Genomic DNA, 22,059 nt, shown 5'->3' with positions numbered 1-22,059 from the left:
AAAAATAAATTAACGCCATATTAACATTTGTTTTTGTTTTTTCTAAAAAAATGTTGTTATGGCTTATTACGTTTATGCGCAATACCTTAAGTTTTGTATTTAGCAGCTATTAACTCATCAGAGGCGAAATCATCAACAGCAATTGTCCATCGACGGCTTTTCTCTGCTTTAATTAAGTATTCTGATTCAGTTTCAGATATTGCTTTAATTTCTAAACCTTTTTCAGCTAGTTTATCTAGTTGTGTGAAAGCAAGGTTTTTTCCTAGCGCTATACAAACTTTTTTAAAAGCCTCTTCAGCTTGAATAACGTCATCTAATGCTTGCTCTAATTTACCAAATAAATTGCTTTCGTTACGTGTTAGGTATTGCCCTTTACCTAATCGAGTTCTTGCTGAGTTACGGTTTTGTAATAATTGAGCAACTTGGTGGTCAATGTCATCAGAAGGTTTAGTTAACCAACTTCCCATGGGAAATATTACAAAGCGAAGGAAGCGAGCAACCCAGCGGTTAGGGAAGTTATCAAGCAATTCAATCATGGCTTGTTGTATAGAATATAAAGAGTCTTCAACAGCCCAACTCACTAAGGGGATATCATCACTTGGTCGCCCATCATCATTGAAACGTTTTAAAGAAGCGCTGGCTAAATATAAATGGCTTAATATATCGCCAAGACGTGCAGATATACGCTCTTTTCTTTTTAAGTCAGAGCCCATAACAAGCATGGCAATATCAGATAACATAGCTAAGTTTGAACTAAAACGAGTAAGCAATTGATAATAACGTTTTGTTTGATCATTAAATGGACTTGAAAGAAAGTGTGAACCAGTAAATGAGCACCATAAACTTCGGCTAATGTTACTAATACTAAACCCTACATGACCAAACAATGCATGGTCAAATTCATTGAGTGCTTGGACTTTATCTTCGTTATTTGCGGCTTGTAACTCGGCAAGAATATAAGGATGACAGCGAATAGCTCCTTGACCATAAATTATCATACTGCGTGTTAAAATGTTTGCTCCTTCCACTGTTACCGCGATAGGAGCACCTTGATATCCGCGTGCTAAATAATTATTAGGGCCCATGCAAATACCTTTACCACCGTGGATATCCATTGCATCGATGATAGATGAACGCATTTTTTCTGTTAAGTGGTATTTAGATATTGCAGAAATAACCGATGGTTTTTCACCTAAATCAATAGCGCCAGTCGACATCGTCGTAACAGCATCCATAACGTAAGCGTTGCCACCAATACGTGCTAATGCTTCTTCTATGCCTTCCATTTTGCCAATAGGCATCTTGAATTGGTGTCTTATTCTACAGTATGCGCCTGTGGCTAATGCCATTGTTTTAACGCCGCCAGCACTGTTTGAAGGAAGTGTTATCGCTCTACCTACTGAAAGGCATTCAACAAGCATTCGCCAACCTTGGCCGGCCATCTCTTTACCGCCGATAATATAATCCAAAGGAACAAATACATCCTTTCCTTGTGTAGGGCCATTTTGAAAGGGCACATTTAATGGGAAATGACGACGTCCAATGTCAATACCTTTAATATTTGTTGGGATCAGTGCACAGGTAATACCTAAGTCTGTTGTTTCGCCAATTAAGTGCTCAGGATCTTGTAGTTTAAACGCTAAACCTAATACGGTGGCTATGGGAGCTAAAGTAATATATCGCTTGTCCCAATTTAAACGCATTCCTAGTACTTTCTCTCCATCAAAGTCGTCATAGCAAATGATACCTGTATCTGGAATAGCTCCTGCATCAGAACCCGCTTCTGGGCTAGTTAAGGCAAAGCATGGGATTTCATCCCCTTTTGCTAAACGAGGAAGATAGTAATCTTGCTGTTCTTTAGTGCCGTATTCTTGCAATAATTCACCTGGACCTAACGAATTAGGAACGCCTACAGTACTTGCTAATACAGAGCTTACGCCGGTTAACTTTTGTAAAACCCTTGATTGAGCGTATGCAGAAAACTCTAAGCCTCCATATTTCTTTTTAATGATCATGGCGAAGAATTTATTATCTTTTAAGTACTGCCATACTTCAGGTGATAAGTCGGCAATTTCATGAGTTGTATGCCAATCAGATACCATAGAGCAAACTTCATCAACAGGTCCATCCAAAAAGCTTTGTTCTTCGCTGCTTAATCTTGGTTTTGGAAAATTATGAAGTTTCTTCCAATCAGGGTTACCTCTAAATAAATCAGCATCAAACCATGTGGTACCTGCATCGAGAGCTTCTTGTTCTGTAGAAGACATTTGAGGCATTATTTTTTGAAAAAGAGATAATAAAGGCATGCTGATAAACTGATGTCGAATACTATCAATATTTAAAGGGAGTGCGATTACCGCAAATAAGAGCCATGATACGATACCAATGACATCGAAGAAGCTTCCTATAGCCAATAACGCGATGAAGCTGAATGTATAGCTTGATAATGAAGCTCTTACATAAGTCATAAACCACGTTAATGAAATTGCAATAATTAACCAAATAGTAATATCCACATTTATTCCTTTATATAAACTGACTTAATCATATTGATTAATGTATTAAACTAAAATTAAAGTAATTGAATTTTAATCATATTTTCTGAATGTTATACTCTATTTATAGAACATTTAGTTTAAGATAGTAAATTATATTTTTACTAAGTTAATAACGTGAGTTATTTGGTTTGTCTTTTTTGATTGATTTTATTCTATTGATGAGTAACTGAGTCATTTTTTGATATAATTAACCCTCTGAAAAATATAGGTATTTAATTTTATGTGTGAGCTTCTTGCCATGTCAGCAAATGTACCAACGGATATTTGCTTTAGTTTTAGTGGTTTAATGCAAAGGGGAGGGAATACAGGGCCTCATAGCGATGGTTGGGGCGTTACCTTTTATGAAGGTAAAGGGTGTCGTAGTTTTAAAGATCCAATGCCTAGTGCTCAGTCACCGATAGCAGAGTTAGTAACAAAGTATCCAATGAAAAGCGAAGCGGTAGTTTGTCATATAAGGCAAGCAAATTCAGGTGCCGTTTGTTTAGAAAACACTCACCCTTTTATTCGTCAAATGTGGGGTAAAAATTGGACTTATGCCCATAATGGGCAATTAAAAGATTTTAAAAATGAGTTACCTGTTAAGTTGCACCTGCCAATTGGTACAACTGATAGTGAACATGCATTTTGCTGGATATTAGATCAGCTTCATATTGAGTTTGGTGCACAAGAGCCAGATAAAATAGTGTTGTTTAGCTTTATTGCCAAATTAAGCCGTAAAATCGATGCTCTCGGTGTAGCGAATATTATTATTACTGATGGGGAATCGCTTTTTGCCTATTGTTCTAATAATTTACATTACTTAACCCGTCGTGCACCCTTTGGTCAAGCTAGCTTAATTGATGCAGAAATGGCTGTTGATTTTCAAAAAGAAACAACACCAAATGACGTGGTAACTGTTATTGCGACAAAACCGCTTACAGATGATGAAACATGGAACAAAATGGCACCTCAACAATGGCAACTTTTTTGTTTAGGTGAGTCTATTGCAGGAGAAAGTAAGTAGTCATTGTGACAGACACTATCGCTATACTTGCTACAGTGTTCAATGAAAGTAACTCCATGCAATAAAGCGGCTTGTCTTGTTGCCTTGTGCCATTTTAATCACTTTTACTTGATTGGCATTTGCTTTTTTAATTGCTTGTTTAATTAAGAATAAATTATCTTTTTGAGAGATTAAGCAAGTAAACCAATACACTTGGTTTTTGAATTGTTTACTTTCTTTTATCATATTACGAATAAAAGCTAACTCTCCGCCCTCACACCAAAGCTCTGCTTTTTGTCCGGAAAAATTTAGTTTAGTTGAACCTTTGCTTTGTTTGCTAGCAGTAGTGTTTGATTTTGCTAAATTCTGCCATTTGTTCTGGCTGCCTTGATTGGCTTCTTTAAGTGATTTATGAAAGGGCGGATTACATAAAGTCATATGAATTATTTCATCTTGTTTTATGATCCCATTAAAAAAATTTTTATGATCTGATTGCAATCGACAATCAATAGAATCAACTAGAGGTACATTGCATTGAAGAATACTCTTTGCATTATTAATTGAATTTGAGTCTATATCAGACGCAATAAAATGCCATCCATATACTTGGTGACCAAGCAGAGGATATATACAACTTGCACCAGTTCCAACATCAAGAACGACAATACTTTTATCTTTAAAGGCAGAAGGTAAATTAGTACTCGATAACAAATCCTGTAAATAGTGTATGTAATCAACTCGTCCAGGAATTGCAGGGCACAAGTTTTGCTCAGGAATATTCCAACTTTTTATGTGATAATGGAATTTGAGTAACGCATGATTTAATGCTTTTACCGAATTGCTATCACTAAAATCTATGGTTAGTTGATTATTATATTTGTTAGTAATTAATAAGGGCTTTAATTCAGGTAATGTGTTGCACAGTAAAGTAAAGTCATAACCATTATTATGAAGGTTTCTAGGGTGGAGATTCGTTTTATTAATTACTGTTTGCTTAGTCATAACTATAAGTTAATGTGAGGTTTGTTGCCTATTTTAAAATAGCCCGTGTTATTAAATTGCACTGCTTCGTTGCGCTTTTTACCGAAAAGGATGGTGCCATCATCCATGAAAAGAAAGTTCTTCCAGTATTGTTTAAATATTTGCCAAGTTGTTTCTATAACAAGGTTTCTGTCACTACAGAAATAAACCACCGTGTTATTATCCCAAGCTAAATGGTCAGTAATTAAGGTAGGTAAATCTGGCTCGTCACCATCCCAAATGCCTTCCCATTTCCCTTGCTCTATCCAGTTGCTCTTATCGAAAGCCCAGTCACCTTTTTGAAAAAAATCAGGGTGATCAGCCTTTTTACTGATAAAGGTATCCCATAGCACAGTTGAACGTTGTATTGTCATAGGCTTAATTTTTATTAAATCAGCTTCAGCAATAGGTAGGCTTTTATGCTTGAAAACCCAAGCATTCTTTAATTGTTCAATAGGAAGATAGTTCATTTATAAAACCTTAAGAAAAGACCCTTTGAATTATATCAGCTATCAATAAATAACAAAGTATTGTTTTAATCGTTATTGCTTAGTTCAACTTAACAACACTGTAAAAATAATGTATGTAGAAGTTTGAGGGACATGGAGTTTGAAATAAAGAGAGTGGTACGTCCGAGTGAATTTGAATCACCGACCTCATCCATGTCAAGGATGCGCTCTAACCAACTGAGCTACGGACGTATAATATATCTGATTGACTTAATCAACGGGCGCTATGTTAGCTTCTGCCAATGTTGCTTGCAAGTAGTTTTCAGTAGAATAAGCAAAAAATCGTTTTAGTTGTTCATATAAGCGTCGAAATGTCTGCTTTTTATGCGAAGTTTACCATAGGTTTATAAATACATTTTCTTATGGCTTAAGTTGACAGCTCAAATCTTTTTTGAATGACTCTTAACCGCCATGAAAGTAAGATAGCTGCAGTTGTTAAACCGACGATAAAACCTATCCAAAAACCATAAGGTCCCATTTTGGGGACTATCCAATCTGTTATACCTAATACAACACCAACAGTTAAACCAACAAACCAATAAGAGACTAAAGTAATATATAAAATGGATTTGGTGTCTTTATAACCGCGAAGGGCGCCTGCCGACACAACCTGAATGGTGTCAGAAAATTGATAGAGAGTACTGAGCAATATTAAACTTGCCGCTAATTCTACTACGGCATTTTCTGTACTATAAACTCCCGCAATATGATGTCTAAACACCACCGTTATAAAGGCAGTAAATAAAGCGAGTATAAGCCCTAATATTATCGCGTATGAACAATAACTTTTTGCCTCTTTAAGGTTATTCTCGCCAACAGCAAACCCCACTTTAATGGTTGCCGCCATTGCTATGCTTAGTGGCACCATAAATATTAGCGAGGTAAAGTTTAAGGCAATTTGATGGCTCGCTACAATTTCAGCGCCAAACGGAACGAGAATAATGGCGACGACTGAGAATAAACTTACTTCAAATAGTAAAGATAAAGCGATAGGGATACCTAAAGCTAAAATGATTTTAATTTCTGAAAAGTTTGGCCAATAAAATGTTGAAAACAAGTTGGCTTTTTTTAATATATTGGATAAAGCACAATAAGTTAACATGCTAATAAACATCGCCCAATATACTAATGCAGTTGCTACACCGCAACCTGCACCGCCTAAAGCTGGCACACCTAACTTTCCATAAATAAAAATGTAGTTAGCGGGTATGTTAACTAATAAGCCAATTAAACTAATTAACATGGTGGGTTTAGTGTAAGACATGCCTTCTGAATAATTTCGCAATACTAAATATAGGCAATATCCAGGCGCTCCCCAGACAATAAAACCCAAATAATCAAACATTAATGCTGTTAAGTCACTTTCTAAAGTGACTAATGGCAAGATGATGGGGGCGAGTAAATAATATAATCCAATAAGGACTAGGCCAAAAGAAAGCGCTATCCAAGCAGTTTGATAGGTTTGTTCAACAACATCGTTATACTTTTTTCCTCCAGCAAGTTGAGACACAATCGCAGCTAGAGCCATAATTACACCGTAAACAGTCAGTATAAGTGGTAACCAGATGCTATTAGCAACGGCAACCGCGGCTAAATCAGTGGCACTAACTCGACCAGCCATAACAATATCAACAAAGCCCATTAAATTTTGAATGAGTTGGGCAACTAAAATGGGGTAGGTGAGCTTTAATAAGCTTTTAGTATGGGTTTTAAATGCAGAAATGTTCATTAAGTAAGCTTATTTAGGGAGGAATGAAAACGAGAAAACACCTTGATAATTATACCGTCAAGTATTTATAAGGCTGCATCATAGTCAAGAAACAAACATCAAACAAGCCCAGTACAATAATTAACATAACTTATTAAAAAACTTGCTCGTCATCACTATCAACCGCGAGTTGAATTTTTTGGTGATACTCATCTATATGAAGATTATAATGAATTTCTTTACAACAAGCTGGGCATTCATCGTAGTAGTTTTGATCACCAGCAGATGAGTCAATCGTCGTATGTATATGATGACCACAATGCGGGCAAGATATGCGCTGTTCACTTAATTTAGGTTGCATAATTTCCTCCTTACAAACGTCAACTTTTATCTTAAACTTCACAACAAGTATGATTCTTTTCTAATATTCTGCCACGTGTTTAATCGATAATTACTGTGCTAATGCCTTAATGTAACTGTAGTGCCATAATTCGGTTTAGCATTGCTTTTGCTTGTTCAACATAAAAACCACCAAATATGTTGGCATGATTTAAAATGTGATAAAAATTATAAATCAGTTTTCTTTGCTCATAACCTGCATCTAAGGGATATTCTGCTTGATAGCCACGATAAAAATCTCGGGGGAAATGACCAAATAATTCAGTCATGGCAATATCTACCTCTCTGTCACCATAATAACTTGCAGGATCGAATATCATTGCTGTATTTGCTGTGAAACCAGTATTACCCTGCCATAAATCACCATGTACTAGACAGGGTTCGACGTTATGATGAAGAAGCGCGTCATGACAAGTTTGTGCAATATGATCAATGTCACCAATAAGCACTGACTTTTCAGAGAGTAACTGTAATTGCCATGCAATTCTTTGATTAGCAAAAAATGTTCGCCAATTACTACTCCAATTATTGGGTTGGATTGTTTGTCCAATAAAATTATCATGAGGCCAGCCAAATTGGCCATGTTTTGTTTCATAGTGAACTTGAGCTAATTGTTGACCTAACTGATACCAAAATCTTGGCTTAGCTTTATTAAACTCAACATAATCTAATATAAGAAAGCTTTTATCTAAACTGGTACCAATACCTGTCACATTAGGGCAAGAGATGATATTGAGGGCTTGTAATTTTTTCAGCGAATACGCTTCAGCTTGGAAGTTTGCTAAGCATTCTTTCTTATTAAGTTTAATAAAAAAGCTTCTTTGATTATCGGAAACTTTATATGAAAGGTTAAGGGGAGGGTCGTAATCACCTATAGCATAGCTTGCTGCGCCATGAGATATTGCTTCCTTGCGAATAATTTTAAAGGGGCGAGCTGTTTCAATACTGATCGCTTGTTCAACGCATTGCCACATAGCGATTACCAAAAGGTTATTGATAGTATGTAGAGTATAGCTGTATTATTAAAAACAAGAAGGAGCTTTATTCACTCTCTACTTTTAAATACTTTAATTTATTTTCAACACCATCCCATTTTTTAGCATCTTTTAATGCGGGCTTTAGTTCGGTTATTCTTGGCCAAACTTGGGATAACTCTTTATTTAATTCAATAAAGTCCTTTTGGTGCTCGGGGACTTCATCTTCTTGAAATATTGCCCCAGCAGGGCATTCAACAGGGCACAAGTCACAATCTATACAATCGTCAGGATTAATGGCTAAAAAATTGGGCCCTTCATAAAAAGCGTCCGCAGGACACACAGCAACGCAATCAGTATACTTACATAAAATACAATTATCAGTGACAACAAATGCCATGTTCACCCACTTTTTAAATGATATTTGGTTTACAAAATGGCTGCATCATACCTTCGTTGACAGTAAATTCAATCTCTTGTTTTCACATTGACATACAATCAGGTAAAATGCTGCCAGTTTTTACCTCTTGCCAATTTTGGATCTTAAACGATGATACGCCTTACCGATATAAAACTTCCCTTAGATCACCCAGAAGAAGCTATAGAACAAGCCATTTTAGCTAAACTTTCAATAAATCAAGAGCAACTTATTTCGTTTACTGTGTTTAAGCGTGGTTATGATGCAAGGCGCAAAAAGAGTATTATTTTAATTTATACCGTAGATGTTGAAACTTCAAATGAAGAACAGTTATTAATTGATTTTGCCAATGACAATAAAGTGAAGTTAACTCCTGATATGGAATATAAGTACGTCGCACAGGCTAAAAATGTGAATAAACGCCCCGTTGTTATAGGGTTAGGGCCATGTGGTTTGTTTACTGGTTTACTTTTAGCGCAAATGGGGTTTAAACCAATCATATTAGAGCGCGGAAAAGAGGTAAGAGAAAGAACGAAAGACACGTTTGGTTTTTGGCGAAAAAAAATTCTTAACACCGAATCAAATGTACAATTTGGTGAAGGTGGCGCTGGTACTTTTTCAGATGGAAAGCTTTATAGCCAGGTTAAAGATCCAAAACATTACAGTAGAAAAGTATTAAATGAATTTGTTGAGGCCGGCGCACCTGAAGAAATTTTGTATGTGAGTAAACCTCACATAGGCACATTTAAATTAGTCACTATGGTAGAACAAATGCGCGCTAAGATTATTGCATTAGGGGGCGAAGTAAGATTTGGACAAAGAGTAGAGGAAATTCATTTTGCCGATACTAAACCAAGTGACGAACCCATCGAAAGTATTCAGCAAAACCGTGAGGTTACTGGATTAACGCTTGCTTCAGGTGAACACATTGAAACCAATCATATTGCATTAGCCATTGGGCATAGTGCAAGAGATACCTTTGCGATGTTACACGACCAAGGCGTCTTTATAAAAGCGAAACCTTTTTCAGTAGGATTTCGTATCGAGCATGAACAATCAGTTATTGACGATGCTAGGTTTGGAGAAAACGCCGGTAACCCTATATTAGGTGCTGCAGACTACAAGCTGGTACATCATTGTAAAAATGGTCGTTCTGTATATAGCTTCTGTATGTGCCCAGGTGGAACTGTCGTTGCTGCAGCTTCTGAAGAAAAGCGTCTTGTCACTAACGGGATGAGTCAATATTCACGTCATGAGCGTAATGCAAACAGTGCCATTGTCGTTGGAATCGAACCAAAAGATTACACTGAAGACGGTGATACATCGAATGTACTGGCAGGCATTGATTTTCAAAGACGTTTAGAAGAAAAGGCATTTATACTCGGTGGGGAAACCTATGATGCACCTGTTCAACTTGTTGGTGATTTTATTGCGGGTAGAAAAACAGGAGAACATGGCAGCGTAATTCCTTCTTATAAGCCCGGTGTTACCTATTGTGATTTGAGTGAAGCATTACCTGATTACGCTGTTGCAGCTATCCGTGAAGCACTGCCTGCTTTTGAAAGAAAGATAAAAGGCTTCTCAATGGATGAAGCAACATTAACAGCCGTAGAAACAAGAACATCATCGCCTATTCAAATTACGCGTGATAAAGAAAGCTTTGAAAGTATCAATACAAAAGGGCTTTATCCCGCGGGTGAAGGGGCTGGTTATGCCGGTGGTATTTTATCTGCAGGTATCGATGGTATAAAAGTTGCCGAGGCCATCGCTTTATCAATGGTAGCAAGTGATTAAATAAAACATGTTTATTTAATCTTATTAGATAACTCGATAATATGAGGGATATGATGCTGCTGCCACGATGATTGTGGCAGTTGTCGGTTTATATTTCTCATACTTTTCCATATTGATTTTAATGAAAAATGTCTGACTAGCCATTGTGGGATATTACCTCCTACATCAGCGATAAATTGATATTCAATCTGTAACTGATTAACTGTTTTCATTGACGTGTTGATTCGAAGTTTAGGTGTTAATTTCCAATGAGCCTGATGGATGTTTACCTTGATTATATCGTTGCTCTCTTTAGGGAAATATTGATAAATTACATTGTCTCGAGCATCCTCAATAGCAATATTTACTGACAAGTCTTTATTTTGCCAATAACGAGATTTAATAAATAGTAACCTTTCTTTTATCGGCCAAAACCCTTTAAATTCAACATAAAACTGATTTTCCTGAACAGAAGTTTGATGAGTAATTTCACTTTTCTTTGCATTAACTAACCAATTTGGGGTGTTTTCTACATCTTGAAGGAAAAGTAAAAAAGCTGACAAACTTGAGTCAACGTTTAGTGTCGCTTTAATTTCAAGGAGTGGTATGTTTTCATCATTTTTAATCAGGCTCGAACGGTAACTTACTTCAATTTGATGATTTTTTTTCCAAACTTTCCATGTAACTACTGGTGAGGTGTTATCAGCAATATTTGCGGCTTGAACATTTGAGTAATGGAACAAAATAGTTATTGCTAGCAATAAACCTAATTTTCTTTTGTTAAGCCAAGTCATTATCATAAAAATTATTTGTTAAGTATTAGGGGGATAGGGGATGTTGAATATTACTGCGCACATCAATCGCTTATTATTACTTATTTCGTTGAATACTACTATCAAGTAATACTGTTAATTTTTAGAATTTACTCGCTGTTTTACTGACAGAAATCACGGCAAAGTTCATCTTAAAAGTTCAACATGTTCCTTTTTAGTATACCTTTAATAAAGATAACCAAAAGAGCCTCCTAAACATTAATCTCAGTACCTGTTAGCTCATTTTGCTATTAGCGATCATGTACGTAATAAATTTCTCATGAAAAGCCTTGTGTAAAGGGGGGAAGGCTTTTACAATCACCGCCCAGTAAAATACTTTTAAAAAGAACTTTCTGCTCTTTTTATAAAAAAATTAAATTCAAATAAAATCAAGCGACGCTACGTGTGCGCCGCCACTGATAAAAGGAAAATACATGCCTGTAATAACTCTCCCTGATGGTTCTCAACGCGCATTTGATAATGCTGTTTCAGTAATGGACGTTGCACTAGATATCGGTCCTGGTTTAGCGAAAGCGACTATCGCTGGTCGTATCAATGGTAATTTAGTCGATGCTTGTGAGTTGATCGCTGAAGATTCAACCCTGCAATTGATTACCAGTAAAGATGACGAAGGACTTGAGATCATCCGACACTCTTGTGCACATTTATTAGGGCATGCAATTAAGCAATTATGGCCAAATACAAAAATGGCGATTGGCCCAACCATTGATAATGGTTTCTATTATGATGTCGATCTTGAAGAGACTATTACAGAAGATGACTTAGTCAAGCTTGAAAAGCGTATGACTGAATTAGCACGTACCGGTTATGAAGTAATTAAGAAAACTGGCTCATGGCAAGATGCATATGACGCATTTTCTGAGCGTGGTGAAACATACAAATTAGAAATTCTTAATGAAAATATTGATAAGTCAGACACACCTGCACTTTATCATCACCAAGAATACATTGATATGTGCCGTGGTCCTCATGTTCCAAGCATGCGTCATTGTCACCACTTTAAATTAATGAAAATTGCGGGTGCATACTGGCGAGGTGATTCTGATAACAAAATGCTTCAACGTATTTACGGCACTGCATGGGCTGATAAAAAACAATTAAAAGCATATATTCAACGCCTTGCTGAAGCAGAAAAGCGTGATCATCGTAAAATTGGTAAAACGTTAGATTTATTCCATTGGCAAGAAGAAGCACCAGGTATGGTGTTTTGGCACAATGACGGTTGGACTATTTACACGGAATTAGAAAAGTTTGTTCGTGAAAAGTTACATGAGTATGATTATGACGAAGTAAAAGGCCCATTAATGATGGATCGTGTACTTTGGGAGAAATCAGGTCACTGGGAAAAATATGGCGATGCTATGTTTACTACTGAATCTGAAAAACGTGAATATGCCATTAAACCAATGAACTGTCCTGGTCATGTTCAAATTTTTAATCAAGGTTTAAAATCTTACCGTGATTTACCCTTGAGAATGGGGGAGTTTGGCTGTTGCCATCGTAATGAACCTTCAGGCTCTTTACATGGTTTAATGCGTGTACGCGGCTTTACTCAAGATGATGCGCATATCTTTTGTACTGAAGAGCAAGTGCAAGATGAAGTAAGTCTTTGTATTAAAATGGTTTACGATGTTTACAAAACCTTTGGTTTTGAAGATATCATCGTTAAGCTTTCTACACGCCCTGAAAAACGTATAGGTAGTGATGAAATTTGGGATAAAGCAGAACAAGGCCTTGCGAGTGCACTTGATAACTTAGGTATCGCTTTTGAATACCTACCTGGCGAAGGTGCATTTTATGGTCCAAAAATAGAATTCACCTTACAAGATTGCTTAGGTCGTAATTGGCAGTGTGGTACTGTACAATTAGACTTTGCATTACCAGGTCGTTTAGATGCTTCTTATATTGGTGAAGATGGCGAAAAACATGTTCCTGTGATGATCCATCGTGCAATTTTAGGTTCGTTAGAGCGTTTTATCGGTATTTTGATTGAAGAATACACAGGGAAATTCCCAACGTGGTTATCACCAATTCAAGCAACTGTGATGAATATTACCGACAAACAGAGCGAATATTGTGAAAAAGTTGTAAAAAAACTAAAAGAAAATGGATTTAGAGCAAAACTAGACTTGAGAAATGAGAAGATAGGCTTTAAAATCCGCGAGCACACTTTAAAGCGTGTTCCATATTTGTTAGTTGTAGGTGACAAAGAAATGGAAGCTGGCGAAATTGCCATCAGAACGCGAAGTGGTGAAGATTTAGGAAAAATGTCGATTGAAGACTTTATTGCCAAAATGACTGACGAAGTAAATAATCGCCAGTAATATAATTAAAGCACTTAAATCTGATATTATAAAAAAGTTATCTTTTTGGTAATAATGCTAGAAAGATAACATCAATTTTACTTTGTTCGATTAGGCACAACAACATTAATAACAATTAATGTCTAGTAGCTAATATAGAAACAAAGTAAAAGAACAATACATAAATAGATATAAAAGTTCTTTTGGAGGAACATGGCTATTAAAGGTGGACAACGAGGCGGACGTAAAGAGCCAGCACATCGTTTAAATGAGTTAATCACAGATATCCCAGGTAACGAAATTCGTTTAATTAAGTTTGACGGCGAAGCAGGTGGCATTGTTACATTAAATGAAGCAATGGACCAAGCTGAAGATGCTGGTGTAGATCTTGTGGAAATAAGCCCAACCGCTAAACCTCCTGTTTGTCGAGTGATGGACTACGGTAAATTTCTTTATGAGAAATCTAAAGAACAAAAAGAACAACGCAAGAAGCAGAAACAAATTCAGGTTAAGGAAATTAAATTCCGTCCTGGTACAGATGAAGGCGATTATCAGGTCAAACTACGCAACCTGAAGCGCTTTTTAGAAGGCGGCGATAAGGTCAAGGTAACATTACGTTTCCGTGGCCGAGAAATGGCCCACCAAGAACTAGGTATTGAGCTTTTAACTCGTGTTAAAAACGATTTAGAAGAACTTACTGTAGTTGAGTTTTTCCCTCGTAGAGCGGAAGGACGACAAATGGTGATGGTCTTAGCCCCTAAAAATAGATAATACTTGGTTTGACAAGTAATAGCTGGTTTCAGTTATTCACCAACTTTATCTTTACGCGGTAGTAAAGGCTTGCAAGTAAAATAATGGTAACGTTATTTTCGCCTTGGCTACTTAAATTTGGCATAACAATGCGGAGTTATTCACATGCCTAAAATGAAAACCAATAAAGGTGCTGCAAAGCGCTTTAAAGCAACAGCAACTGGCTATAAGTTCAAACAAGCTGGTTTACGTCATATCTTGACTAAACGTCGTACAAAAGTTAAGCGTCATTTACGTGCTAAATGCATGATTGCTGCTTCTGACATCAAGTCAGTTAAAAAACTTTTACGTCACGGTTAATAGGAGAGATAGAAAATGGCAAGAGTAAAACGTGGTGTACAAGCGCGTGCACGTCATAAGAAGGTTTTAAAGCAAGCTAAAGGTTACTACGGTGCTCGTAGTCGCGTTTATCGCGTTGCTTTTCAAGCTGTAACTAAAGCTGGCCAATACGCATACCGTGACCGTCGTCAACGTAAGCGTCAATTCCGTCAACTTTGGATTGCTCGTATTAACGCGGCAGCTCGTCAAAATGGTTTATCTTACAGCCGTTTCATTAATGGTCTTAAAAAGGCTTCTATTGAAATCGATCGTAAGATCCTAGCTGACATCGCAGTATACGACAAAGCAGCATTCACATTCTTAGTTGAAAAAGCGCAAGCTTCTTTAGCTGCATAGAATTGAAAAAGCTTTAAATAGATAAGGACGCTTTCGAGCGTCCTTTTCTTTTTGTTGTGATATTTTATTGCTAATAATCACGAAAGTGTCGTTAAATATGCTCACTTATACTTATAAGCTCCGCGTGTTTTCCTTGCTTTCATATCTATTAGCTGCAAAATATAGACAACAATTTGCAGAATTTAAAAGTTGAGTTTATGTAATCAATGCTATTTTACTGCTGAGATAATATTCATTACATTAACAAATAAATTTAAGATAAAGGGTTAGTACCATGAGTCTTGCTGAGCAAATTTTAGCAGTAAATAATGATTTACCTATTCGTACTGATGCGCCAGTTCACAGTGGTAAAGTGCGTAGTGTTTATTGGTTAACCGCCGCTGATAGCAAACGCCTTATTCAAGAGAAAGGTTACGATGTTGCACAAGACACACCATTAGCTATTATGGTGATTAGTGATCGTATTTCTGCCTTTGACTGTATCTGGCAAGGTGAAGGTGGCATGAAAGGTGTTCCGGGTAAAGGAGCTGCATTAAATGCAATATCGAACCATTGGTTTAGATTATTTAAAGAGCAGGGCCTAGCGGATAGTCATATTTTAGATATACCGCATCCATTTGTTTGGATCGTACAAAAAGCAAAGCCAGTGATGATTGAAGCGATTTGTCGTCAATATATTACGGGTTCTATGTGGCGTGCTTATACTAAAGGTGAACGAGACTTTTGTGGTATCGCTTTACCAGAAGGGTTAGAGAAAGATTCTAAGCTTCCTGAGTTACTGCAAACACCGTCAACTAAAGGTATCTTAAAAGGAATACCGGGTGTTCCAGCAGTCGATGATGTCAACATCACCCGAAAAAATATTGAAGATAATTTTGCTGCGTTTAATTTTAAATCTAAAGACGATATTGCGCTTTATGAAAAATTACTAACAGAAGGTTTTGATGTTATTAGTGATGCGTTAGCAAAACTTGATCAAGTCTTTGTCGATACTAAGTTTGAATTTGGCTATGTTACAGACAGCGCAGGTAATGACAAGCTTATTTATATGGATGAAGTGGGAACGCCTGATTCATCACGTATTTGGGATGGTGAACAATATCGCGCTGGTAATGTTGTAGAAAAATCTAAAGAAGGTTTTAGACAATTACTACTTAGCCATTTTCCTGATCCTGATATTTTATTAAATAAAGATAGAATGAAAGAGCGTGAAGCTTTGGCTCGTGATAACGAGCTACCTGAGTCTGTTTTGATGAATGTTTCAAAAACTTATATAGATATCGCAGAAAAAATTACAGGGAAGAAAATTATCTTGTCTGAAAACCCTAAAGCAGAAATAATTACTATTCTAAAAGAGCAATATCAATTAGTTGATTAACCTCTTTTAATGAATGAAAATCCCAGTCAATACTGGGATTTTTTGTTTCTATTACTTTAATACTTTTCAATGAAAGTTGACTAATCAGTATGATGAGCAATTGTTGATTGACTTGCGACAAAAATATTAAATGCTAATGGCTCAGCAAGTAAAGAGTCATCAACGTTATATTCAATAAAACCAACTTGCTTAAAAAATTGGGCTAATGATACTTGATTTACAGCATCACTTTGTAAATCTAATTGCTGATAATAGAGTTTGTTGTCTTCATCTTCACAGTCATCAGCATCAACAAAATCTCCTAACGGCATACTAAAGGCGGTAACTGATTGAGCCTTATTATAGTGCTTCATTATCTCTGTTAATAAGTATTTAGCTACGCCTTGATTACGATAATCAGGTATAACACTGATCGCTTCTAGCATTATATGTGTTTTAGCTTTTTTATTATCAGCGGTAACTGTTAAAGCTTCACATAGGTTTTGAGCTAAGTTTTGCCCTTTAAAAAATAAGTTTAAAGGGATCTCCCAATCAGTACTGCCTTGTTGCTGTTCAAGCATTTCATAGCTTTTATTGGCATCTCTATGTTTATTTAAAGTAATTAATTCAATTTCTGCTTTGGCAATAACCATTCCCTTTTCATTTTTGACATTAACTTCTTGAGAAAGTTGCCAATCAAAGGCAGTGGTTATTTCGGGTTTTTTGAACTCAATTGATACATTCATAAGGTTTTAAAAGTACTATTATTAATACTTTTTTGTGTTGATTAAATTTCTTATATTCTCTATTAACTTGGCTAACAAGTCATGTTAAATATACTGCTTTACGTGTTTAATTATGTTTTGGCCATTTTAAAAAATATTTATTTGGGCTTTTATTTTCGATTTCTGGATTATTAAGATTAATAACTTGTGCATCGATAAATTGACTTAATGGAAATGCATTTTTAGTAAGCCTGTGCTGTTGCATATATTGATCAAATTGCCCCGAACTTTGCAGTCTTTCTAAACCTATGTTGAGTCGCTCAGCTAATTCATCTTTGGCTAAGTTAACAAAAAAGTGCATAGTTAACGGGTAACGTATAATTAACCCTTGATAAAACATAAGTTCTGGAAAACTCTTTTGTACTAATTCGAGTTCTGCTTGACCCTCAAAAACGCTTAAAGGAAGCGCATCGCAACGTTTTAACACAACCATTTGTAGCATGGCATCAAAATGTCCTGCTCGATAAACTGTTAATCCATTATGCTCAAGGATATCTGCATCAGGCCAATGTGAGCCCTGACAGAGAATGGTATCTTTTAAATCTGCTACAGATTTAATACCAGAAAACTTCTCTTGTGTATCTCGACGAATGATAAGCCCTCGCCAACCTAAGCCTCCTTTAAATAATGGAAAAGGTACTTTATGTAATTTTTCATCTCTAGCATTTGAGGTACCTGTCCACGCTACATCATAAAAAGCACCCATAGCAAGCAGCTTAATTACGCGTTCTTGTCCTGGATGAGGTACTGTTTGGATGATGGCATTTTCATATTCTTGGCTGGTTTCAATAAGTGCTAGTCGGAGTAAACCGGTAAAATAATCATGACTAGCGTCATCAGGTTTTTGTTTACCTGTTGTTGTAACCGTTATTACTGCAAAGCATTTAAATGAAAAGAGTAGTATAAGCAGTATGATTAGAGGGGATGGCTTCATTGCTAGTACTTAAAAATTAGAGATACTAGCAAGTATAGTAAAACACGTTAAAAAGCTTATAAAAGTTTTATTTTGGTGTTATTTCCCACCATTTCTAATGATTTCTTGTGCCATTTCATCAGCAATGATACCCGTAGGGCGCTTGTCATTGTCAGCTTTAGTATAGATTTTAAGTAAAGTGTTATAGATTTCTTCAACTTTTTTGGTCGACTTTTCTGCACAGTAATCATTTTCAAATGAGACATTTATAATACCACCAGCATTAATAACATAGTCTGGGGCATATAAAATTCCACGTTCAACTAGAGCTTGATCATGTTTACTTTCAGCTAATTGATTGTTGGCACAACCGGCAATTATTTTTGCTTTAATTTGGTCAATAGTTTCATCATTAATCGTTGCACCTAGAGCACACGGGGCATATATGTCGACTTCTTGATGATATATTTCATCAAGGCCTACAACGGTTGCACCAAAAGTTGTTGCTGCTTTATCAAGCGATTCACTACTAATATCTGTCACGATAAGTTTTGCACCTGCTTTATGAAGGTGTTCACATAAAGCAAAACCTACACTACCTAAGCCTTGTACTGCTACTGTTAGACCTGTTAAATCATCACGATTGAGTTTATGTTTAACTGATGCTTTTATGCCTAAGAATGTTCCTAATGCAGTAAATGGGGCAGGGTTACCACTTTTTCCTTCTGTGCCGGTTACAAAAGGCGTTACAGTATTAGCTATGGCAATATCTGTGGTGGTAATATTTACGTCTTCAGCACTCAAGTAACGACCATTAAGTCCATTTAATGCGTTGCCAAAAGCTTTAAACAAAGTATCCGACTTTATACTTTTTGCATCACCAATGATGACAGATTTACCACCGCCCATCGATAAACCCGCAAGTGCGTTTTTATAGGTCATACCTTTAGATAAACGAAGAACATCTATTAATGCTTCTTCATCACTTGCGTAGTCCCATAATCTACAGCCACCAACAGCCGCACCTAACTTCGTGCTATGTACAGCGATAATTGCTTTTAAGCCACTCTCTTCATCACTACAGAAAACAACTTGCTCATGATTATCAAAATCAGGTAAATCAAAAAATGCCATTGCTACATCTCTCTTTATTGTAATGTGATCAACATAATATCCACTCATTTGTTCTTAGTTTTCATTGAGTATAGGTATATTATCTGAAACATATGTTGTAATATTTCACCGCACAATAGCACTTAGACTTTTTACAGGCTAGTAAGCAACTAGAATTAACGTGAAAGTCAATTTTCTCTAAGTGTTCATAAAAAGATACAACTAATAAATTAACAAATACTCAGTTAGCTTATTGCAGTAGAAATAATATAGCGTAGTAGGAAAAATTAATGACTCAAGCTAAACAAATGACAGAAGCAGAACAACAGCAATGGACGAGAGAGCAATATCAAGTTGCCACTAAATATCTCGCAACAAAAGGCTTGATTACACAAAGTGTTATTATTGAAGAAAGCCGATATTTAGTTCCTATTTTAGCTGTTTGGAAATTAAGCTTGAACGATGGCAGTAAAGTGTGGGTTTTATGTGGTGATTTACCGACAGATCATAGTAGTGTCGATGTAGCATCTTCTGCACGAGAAGCGTTACGTCATTTTGCTTTAAAATGGCAAATGCAAGCTGAAAACTTATTTAGAGCTGAAGATAAATCGCAAACAGACTTTGCTAATTTGCTTGTAAGCCGTTCAGAAGGGCTTTATCAACTCTATGAAGACGATGCTCTTTGGCAATAATAAAGTTTTGATTAATGTGTGAAGTAGAAGTTTGCATCTTCAGCATGTGATATTGCTGAAGAAACTGAACAGACCATACGTTGTTTTGGCATTCCTACTTCCATATATACAGATCCGATAGGTTGAAATTCTTGAGCAATAAAGTATTCGACCTTATCAAGTGGTGATGATATGTAGACCTCTGTCAGTGATAACTCTTGAGCTATTCTAAATAAAGCCTGCATAACCACTTTATCTACTTTCTTGCTACGATAACCTTTTATTACGGCAATTCTACTAATTTCACCTTCTGGAGATATTCTTCCTGTTGCTATAGGTTCTTGGCTTTTGTCATCGCAAACTAGCATGTGATATGCGGTTCTATCACCTTGGTCAAATTCGACCTTCTTAGGAATTCTTCGCTCACATATAAAGACTTTTTCTCGAATGTTTTTTAATAACGGTGCTGCTTGTTGCCACTTTACTCTGCCAATACTGTACGACATTACTTAACCTATGTTTAATTAACGTTAAAAATTAATGTAATAAATAACCTAAATGTGAGTGATTATTAATTACAAAGGTTAATTCAGCCTAGTTTACAACCTATATAAATGCCAATAAAAAGTTATATTTTAGGTGAAGTAGCTAACAATATAGGTATTATACCAATCGAAATAATAAGTTATTCACCTTAGAGCTTAATTAGCGGGTTTACAATAAACAAAATTATTAAGATATAGTTCATTTATTTTGAGCTGTTACCTGGTTGCTAAATGATTAGTTTATTGATTGACTTGGTATCAAATTTTTTAAGGGCATAAAAAAAGAAGACCTCAGCCTTCTTTTTGAATAAATACAAGTATTACGTTTTTAACATTTACAACTCATCAATAAACGCAACTGCACGGCCAATATAACTAGCAGGTGTTAATGTTTTTAATTCAGCTTTTGCATGTTCAGGTAATTCTAAGCCATCAATGAAAGCACGCATAGAGTCACCATTAACACGTTTACCTCGTGTTAAATCTTTTAATTTTTCATATGGCTTTTCAATGCCATATCGACGCATAACTGTTTGAACAGGCTCTGCTAATACTTCCCAGTTACTGTCTAATTCTGCCGCTAAGCTTTCTTCGTTCACTTGAAGTTTGCTAATACCTTTCAAGGTTGCTTGATAAGCAATTAGTGCATGACCAAAGCCTACACCTAAATTACGAAGAACTGTTGAATCAGTTAAGTCACGTTGCCAGCGAGAGATTGGCAGCTTTTGAGCAAGATGGCTAAATAAGGCATTAGCAATCCCTAAATTACCTTCTGAATTTTCAAAATCAATTGGATTAACTTTATGTGGCATAGTTGATGAACCAATTTCACCCGCAATCGTTTTTTGTTTAAAGTGACCTAAGGCAATATAACCCCAAACATCGCGATCAAAGTCGATCAATATCGTATTAAATCGAGCAACAGCGTCAAATAACTCGGCAATGTAATCATGCGGCTCTATTTGGGTGGTGAAAGCGTTCCAAGTTAAACCTAGTGAGCTAACAAATTCATTGGCAAAATCATGCCAGTTAACTTCAGGGTAAGCACTGATATGAGCATTATAGTTACCCACAGCACCATTAATTTTCCCTAGTAACTCTACATTAGCGATTTGTTCACGTTGACGTTGTAATCTAACGTATACATTCGCCATTTCTTTACCTAGTGTACTCGGTGAAGCAGGTTGTCCGTGTGTACGACACATCATTGGAATAGATTTGTATTCTACGGCTAATGCTTTGATTTCAGCTAAAATGTCATCAATAACGGGTAGCAATACTTGCTCTGTGCATTCTTTTAACATTAAACCGTGAGAAAGGTTATTAATGTCTTCAGAAGTACAGGCAAAGTGAATAAATTCAGTAACGGCATTTAATTCAGCATTGTCAGCAATTTTCTCTTTTAGGAAATACTCTACTGCTTTAACATCGTGGTTAGTTGTTGCTTCTATTGTTTTAATTCGAAGAGCATCTTCTTCATTAAAATTAGTTACAATAGCATCTAGCACTTGGTTAGCTTGCTCAGAGAAAGCCGGAACTTCATTGATTTGATCAGTATTAGCAAGTTTTTGTAACCAGCGTACCTCTACGGTAACACGGTATTTAATTAAACCAAACTCACTAAAGATTGGGCGTAATGCTTTAACTTTACTACCGTAACGACCATCTACTGGTGATACTGCTGTTAACGCTGAAAGTTCCATAATTGATTCC

General features: G+C 36.2%; 21 protein-coding genes and 1 tRNA gene. 8 read left to right on the top strand and 14 right to left on the bottom strand.

Annotated features, from left to right (window positions below; genetic code table 11):
- Window positions 1–86: 86 nt before the first annotated feature.
- Window positions 87–2,516 carry an acyl-CoA dehydrogenase FadE gene (gene fadE / locus D1094_RS05145; protein ID WP_118959014.1) on the bottom strand — a complete coding sequence of 810 codons (2,430 nt, stop codon included), beginning with the start codon at window positions 2,514–2,516 and terminating at the stop codon, window positions 87–89.
- 262 nt (window positions 2,517–2,778) lie between these two features.
- Here fadE and D1094_RS05140 point away from each other — a divergent pair, with 262 nt between their 5' ends.
- A complete protein-coding gene (locus tag D1094_RS05140) occupies window positions 2,779–3,561 on the top strand; it encodes a class II glutamine amidotransferase (RefSeq protein ID WP_118959013.1) in 783 nt (260 codons plus the stop codon).
- 39 nt (window positions 3,562–3,600) lie between these two features.
- Here D1094_RS05140 and rlmF read toward each other — a convergent pair whose 3' ends face one another.
- The 7 genes from rlmF to fdxA form a co-directional block, all read right to left on the bottom strand.
- The gene (gene rlmF / locus D1094_RS05135; RefSeq protein ID WP_118959012.1) at window positions 3,601–4,542 is read right to left on the bottom strand and encodes a 23S rRNA (adenine(1618)-N(6))-methyltransferase RlmF; all 942 of its coding nucleotides are present in this window, start codon (window positions 4,540–4,542) and stop codon (window positions 3,601–3,603) included.
- A 2-nt stretch (window positions 4,543–4,544) separates the two neighbouring features.
- The gene (locus D1094_RS05130; RefSeq protein WP_118959011.1) at window positions 4,545–5,030 is read right to left on the bottom strand and encodes a DUF2947 family protein; all 486 of its coding nucleotides are present in this window, start codon (window positions 5,028–5,030) and stop codon (window positions 4,545–4,547) included.
- A 154-nt stretch (window positions 5,031–5,184) separates the two neighbouring features.
- Window positions 5,185–5,261: transfer RNA gene (locus tag D1094_RS05125), tRNA-Val, on the bottom strand.
- 175 nt (window positions 5,262–5,436) lie between these two features.
- A complete protein-coding gene (locus tag D1094_RS05120) occupies window positions 5,437–6,798 on the bottom strand; it encodes an MATE family efflux transporter (RefSeq protein ID WP_118959010.1) in 1,362 nt (453 codons plus the stop codon).
- Window positions 6,799–6,931: 133 nt separating this feature from the next.
- On the bottom strand, window positions 6,932–7,138 hold the full coding sequence (locus D1094_RS05115) for a CPXCG motif-containing cysteine-rich protein (protein ID WP_118959009.1): 207 nt from the start codon (window positions 7,136–7,138) through the stop codon (window positions 6,932–6,934).
- Between the two features lie 106 nt (window positions 7,139–7,244).
- A complete protein-coding gene (locus tag D1094_RS05110) occupies window positions 7,245–8,150 on the bottom strand; it encodes a fructosamine kinase family protein (RefSeq protein ID WP_118959008.1) in 906 nt (301 codons plus the stop codon).
- A gap of 67 nt (window positions 8,151–8,217) precedes the next feature.
- The gene (fdxA, locus tag D1094_RS05105) at window positions 8,218–8,550 is read right to left on the bottom strand and encodes a ferredoxin FdxA (protein WP_118959007.1); all 333 of its coding nucleotides are present in this window, start codon (window positions 8,548–8,550) and stop codon (window positions 8,218–8,220) included.
- Window positions 8,551–8,700: 150 nt separating this feature from the next.
- Between fdxA and D1094_RS05100 the strand changes: the two genes are divergently transcribed.
- Window positions 8,701–10,362: an NAD(P)/FAD-dependent oxidoreductase gene (locus tag D1094_RS05100; RefSeq protein ID WP_118959006.1), complete on the top strand. Its 1,662-nt coding sequence runs from the start codon at window positions 8,701–8,703 to the stop codon at window positions 10,360–10,362.
- A gap of 11 nt (window positions 10,363–10,373) precedes the next feature.
- On the opposite strand, the gene D1094_RS05095 is transcribed toward D1094_RS05100, so the two are convergent.
- A complete protein-coding gene (locus D1094_RS05095) occupies window positions 10,374–11,135 on the bottom strand; it encodes a hypothetical protein (RefSeq protein WP_147361053.1) in 762 nt (253 codons plus the stop codon).
- 452 nt (window positions 11,136–11,587) lie between these two features.
- Here D1094_RS05095 and thrS point away from each other — a divergent pair, with 452 nt between their 5' ends.
- From thrS to D1094_RS05070, 5 genes are all read left to right on the top strand, one after another.
- A complete protein-coding gene (thrS, locus tag D1094_RS05090) occupies window positions 11,588–13,498 on the top strand; it encodes a threonine--tRNA ligase (RefSeq protein ID WP_118959004.1) in 1,911 nt (636 codons plus the stop codon).
- 192 nt (window positions 13,499–13,690) lie between these two features.
- Window positions 13,691–14,248, top strand: a complete 558-nt coding sequence (gene infC / locus D1094_RS05085) for a translation initiation factor IF-3 (protein ID WP_118959003.1) — start codon at window positions 13,691–13,693, stop codon at window positions 14,246–14,248.
- A 144-nt stretch (window positions 14,249–14,392) separates the two neighbouring features.
- Window positions 14,393–14,587, top strand: a complete 195-nt coding sequence (rpmI, locus tag D1094_RS05080; protein WP_077284678.1) for a 50S ribosomal protein L35 — start codon at window positions 14,393–14,395, stop codon at window positions 14,585–14,587.
- A gap of 15 nt (window positions 14,588–14,602) precedes the next feature.
- The gene (gene rplT, locus D1094_RS05075; RefSeq protein WP_118959002.1) at window positions 14,603–14,962 is read left to right on the top strand and encodes a 50S ribosomal protein L20; all 360 of its coding nucleotides are present in this window, start codon (window positions 14,603–14,605) and stop codon (window positions 14,960–14,962) included.
- Window positions 14,963–15,236: 274 nt separating this feature from the next.
- Window positions 15,237–16,340, top strand: coding sequence for a phosphoribosylaminoimidazolesuccinocarboxamide synthase (locus tag D1094_RS05070; RefSeq protein WP_118959001.1), 1,104 nt, complete (start codon window positions 15,237–15,239; stop codon window positions 16,338–16,340).
- A gap of 80 nt (window positions 16,341–16,420) precedes the next feature.
- Here D1094_RS05070 and D1094_RS05065 read toward each other — a convergent pair whose 3' ends face one another.
- The 3 genes from D1094_RS05065 to D1094_RS05055 form a co-directional block, all read right to left on the bottom strand.
- Complete coding sequence (locus D1094_RS05065; RefSeq protein ID WP_118959000.1) at window positions 16,421–17,065, bottom strand: GNAT family N-acetyltransferase; 645 nt, start codon at window positions 17,063–17,065, stop codon at window positions 16,421–16,423.
- A gap of 106 nt (window positions 17,066–17,171) precedes the next feature.
- Window positions 17,172–18,038, bottom strand: a complete 867-nt coding sequence (locus tag D1094_RS05060) for an ABC transporter substrate-binding protein (protein WP_118958999.1) — start codon at window positions 18,036–18,038, stop codon at window positions 17,172–17,174.
- Window positions 18,039–18,116: 78 nt separating this feature from the next.
- Window positions 18,117–19,151 (bottom strand): amino acid dehydrogenase, encoded by a 1,035-nt coding sequence (locus D1094_RS05055; protein ID WP_118958998.1) that lies wholly within the window; start codon window positions 19,149–19,151, stop codon window positions 18,117–18,119.
- A 269-nt stretch (window positions 19,152–19,420) separates the two neighbouring features.
- Between D1094_RS05055 and D1094_RS05050 the strand changes: the two genes are divergently transcribed.
- Window positions 19,421–19,822, top strand: coding sequence for a DUF4826 family protein (locus D1094_RS05050; protein WP_259337821.1), 402 nt, complete (start codon window positions 19,421–19,423; stop codon window positions 19,820–19,822).
- Window positions 19,823–19,833: 11 nt separating this feature from the next.
- Here D1094_RS05050 and D1094_RS05045 read toward each other — a convergent pair whose 3' ends face one another.
- Both D1094_RS05045 and purB read right to left on the bottom strand, forming a co-directional pair.
- Window positions 19,834–20,307, bottom strand: a complete 474-nt coding sequence (locus D1094_RS05045) for a GNAT family N-acetyltransferase (protein WP_118958997.1) — start codon at window positions 20,305–20,307, stop codon at window positions 19,834–19,836.
- A gap of 374 nt (window positions 20,308–20,681) precedes the next feature.
- Entirely contained in the window at window positions 20,682–22,049 is a 1,368-nt protein-coding gene (purB, locus tag D1094_RS05040) for an adenylosuccinate lyase (protein WP_118958996.1), read from the bottom strand.
- Between the last annotated feature and the right edge of the window lie 10 nt (window positions 22,050–22,059).

The sequence above is a fragment of the Colwellia sp. RSH04 genome, assembly GCF_003545765.1.
GTDB lineage: Bacteria > Pseudomonadota > Gammaproteobacteria > Enterobacterales > Alteromonadaceae > Colwellia.
Note: the sequence above shows the minus strand (reverse complement) of the source record. Positions and strands in the feature narration are given on the sequence as shown.

Bases quoted from the DNA above. Each gene is read 5' to 3' on its own strand.
- D1094_RS05140 (WP_118959013.1), top strand. From the start codon at position 2,779: ATGTGTGAGCTTCTTGCCATGTCAGCAAATGTACCAACGGATATTTGC.
- rlmF (WP_118959012.1), bottom strand. From the start codon at position 4,542: ATGACTAAGCAAACAGTAATTAATAAAACGAATCTCCACCCTAGAAAC.
- D1094_RS05130 (WP_118959011.1), bottom strand. From the start codon at position 5,030: ATGAACTATCTTCCTATTGAACAATTAAAGAATGCTTGGGTTTTCAAG.
- D1094_RS05120 (WP_118959010.1), bottom strand. From the start codon at position 6,798: ATGAACATTTCTGCATTTAAAACCCATACTAAAAGCTTATTAAAGCTC.
- D1094_RS05115 (WP_118959009.1), bottom strand. From the start codon at position 7,138: ATGCAACCTAAATTAAGTGAACAGCGCATATCTTGCCCGCATTGTGGT.
- D1094_RS05110 (WP_118959008.1), bottom strand. From the start codon at position 8,150: ATGTGGCAATGCGTTGAACAAGCGATCAGTATTGAAACAGCTCGCCCC.
- fdxA (WP_118959007.1), bottom strand. From the start codon at position 8,550: ATGGCATTTGTTGTCACTGATAATTGTATTTTATGTAAGTATACTGAT.
- D1094_RS05100 (WP_118959006.1), top strand. From the start codon at position 8,701: ATGATACGCCTTACCGATATAAAACTTCCCTTAGATCACCCAGAAGAA.
- D1094_RS05095 (WP_147361053.1), bottom strand. From the start codon at position 11,135: ATGACTTGGCTTAACAAAAGAAAATTAGGTTTATTGCTAGCAATAACT.
- thrS (WP_118959004.1), top strand. From the start codon at position 11,588: ATGCCTGTAATAACTCTCCCTGATGGTTCTCAACGCGCATTTGATAAT.
- infC (WP_118959003.1), top strand. From the start codon at position 13,691: ATGGCTATTAAAGGTGGACAACGAGGCGGACGTAAAGAGCCAGCACAT.
- rpmI (WP_077284678.1), top strand. From the start codon at position 14,393: ATGCCTAAAATGAAAACCAATAAAGGTGCTGCAAAGCGCTTTAAAGCA.
- rplT (WP_118959002.1), top strand. From the start codon at position 14,603: ATGGCAAGAGTAAAACGTGGTGTACAAGCGCGTGCACGTCATAAGAAG.
- D1094_RS05070 (WP_118959001.1), top strand. From the start codon at position 15,237: ATGAGTCTTGCTGAGCAAATTTTAGCAGTAAATAATGATTTACCTATT.
- D1094_RS05065 (WP_118959000.1), bottom strand. From the start codon at position 17,065: ATGAATGTATCAATTGAGTTCAAAAAACCCGAAATAACCACTGCCTTT.
- D1094_RS05060 (WP_118958999.1), bottom strand. From the start codon at position 18,038: ATGAAGCCATCCCCTCTAATCATACTGCTTATACTACTCTTTTCATTT.
- D1094_RS05055 (WP_118958998.1), bottom strand. From the start codon at position 19,151: ATGGCATTTTTTGATTTACCTGATTTTGATAATCATGAGCAAGTTGTT.
- D1094_RS05050 (WP_259337821.1), top strand. From the start codon at position 19,421: ATGACTCAAGCTAAACAAATGACAGAAGCAGAACAACAGCAATGGACG.
- D1094_RS05045 (WP_118958997.1), bottom strand. From the start codon at position 20,307: ATGTCGTACAGTATTGGCAGAGTAAAGTGGCAACAAGCAGCACCGTTA.
- purB (WP_118958996.1), bottom strand. From the start codon at position 22,049: ATGGAACTTTCAGCGTTAACAGCAGTATCACCAGTAGATGGTCGTTAC.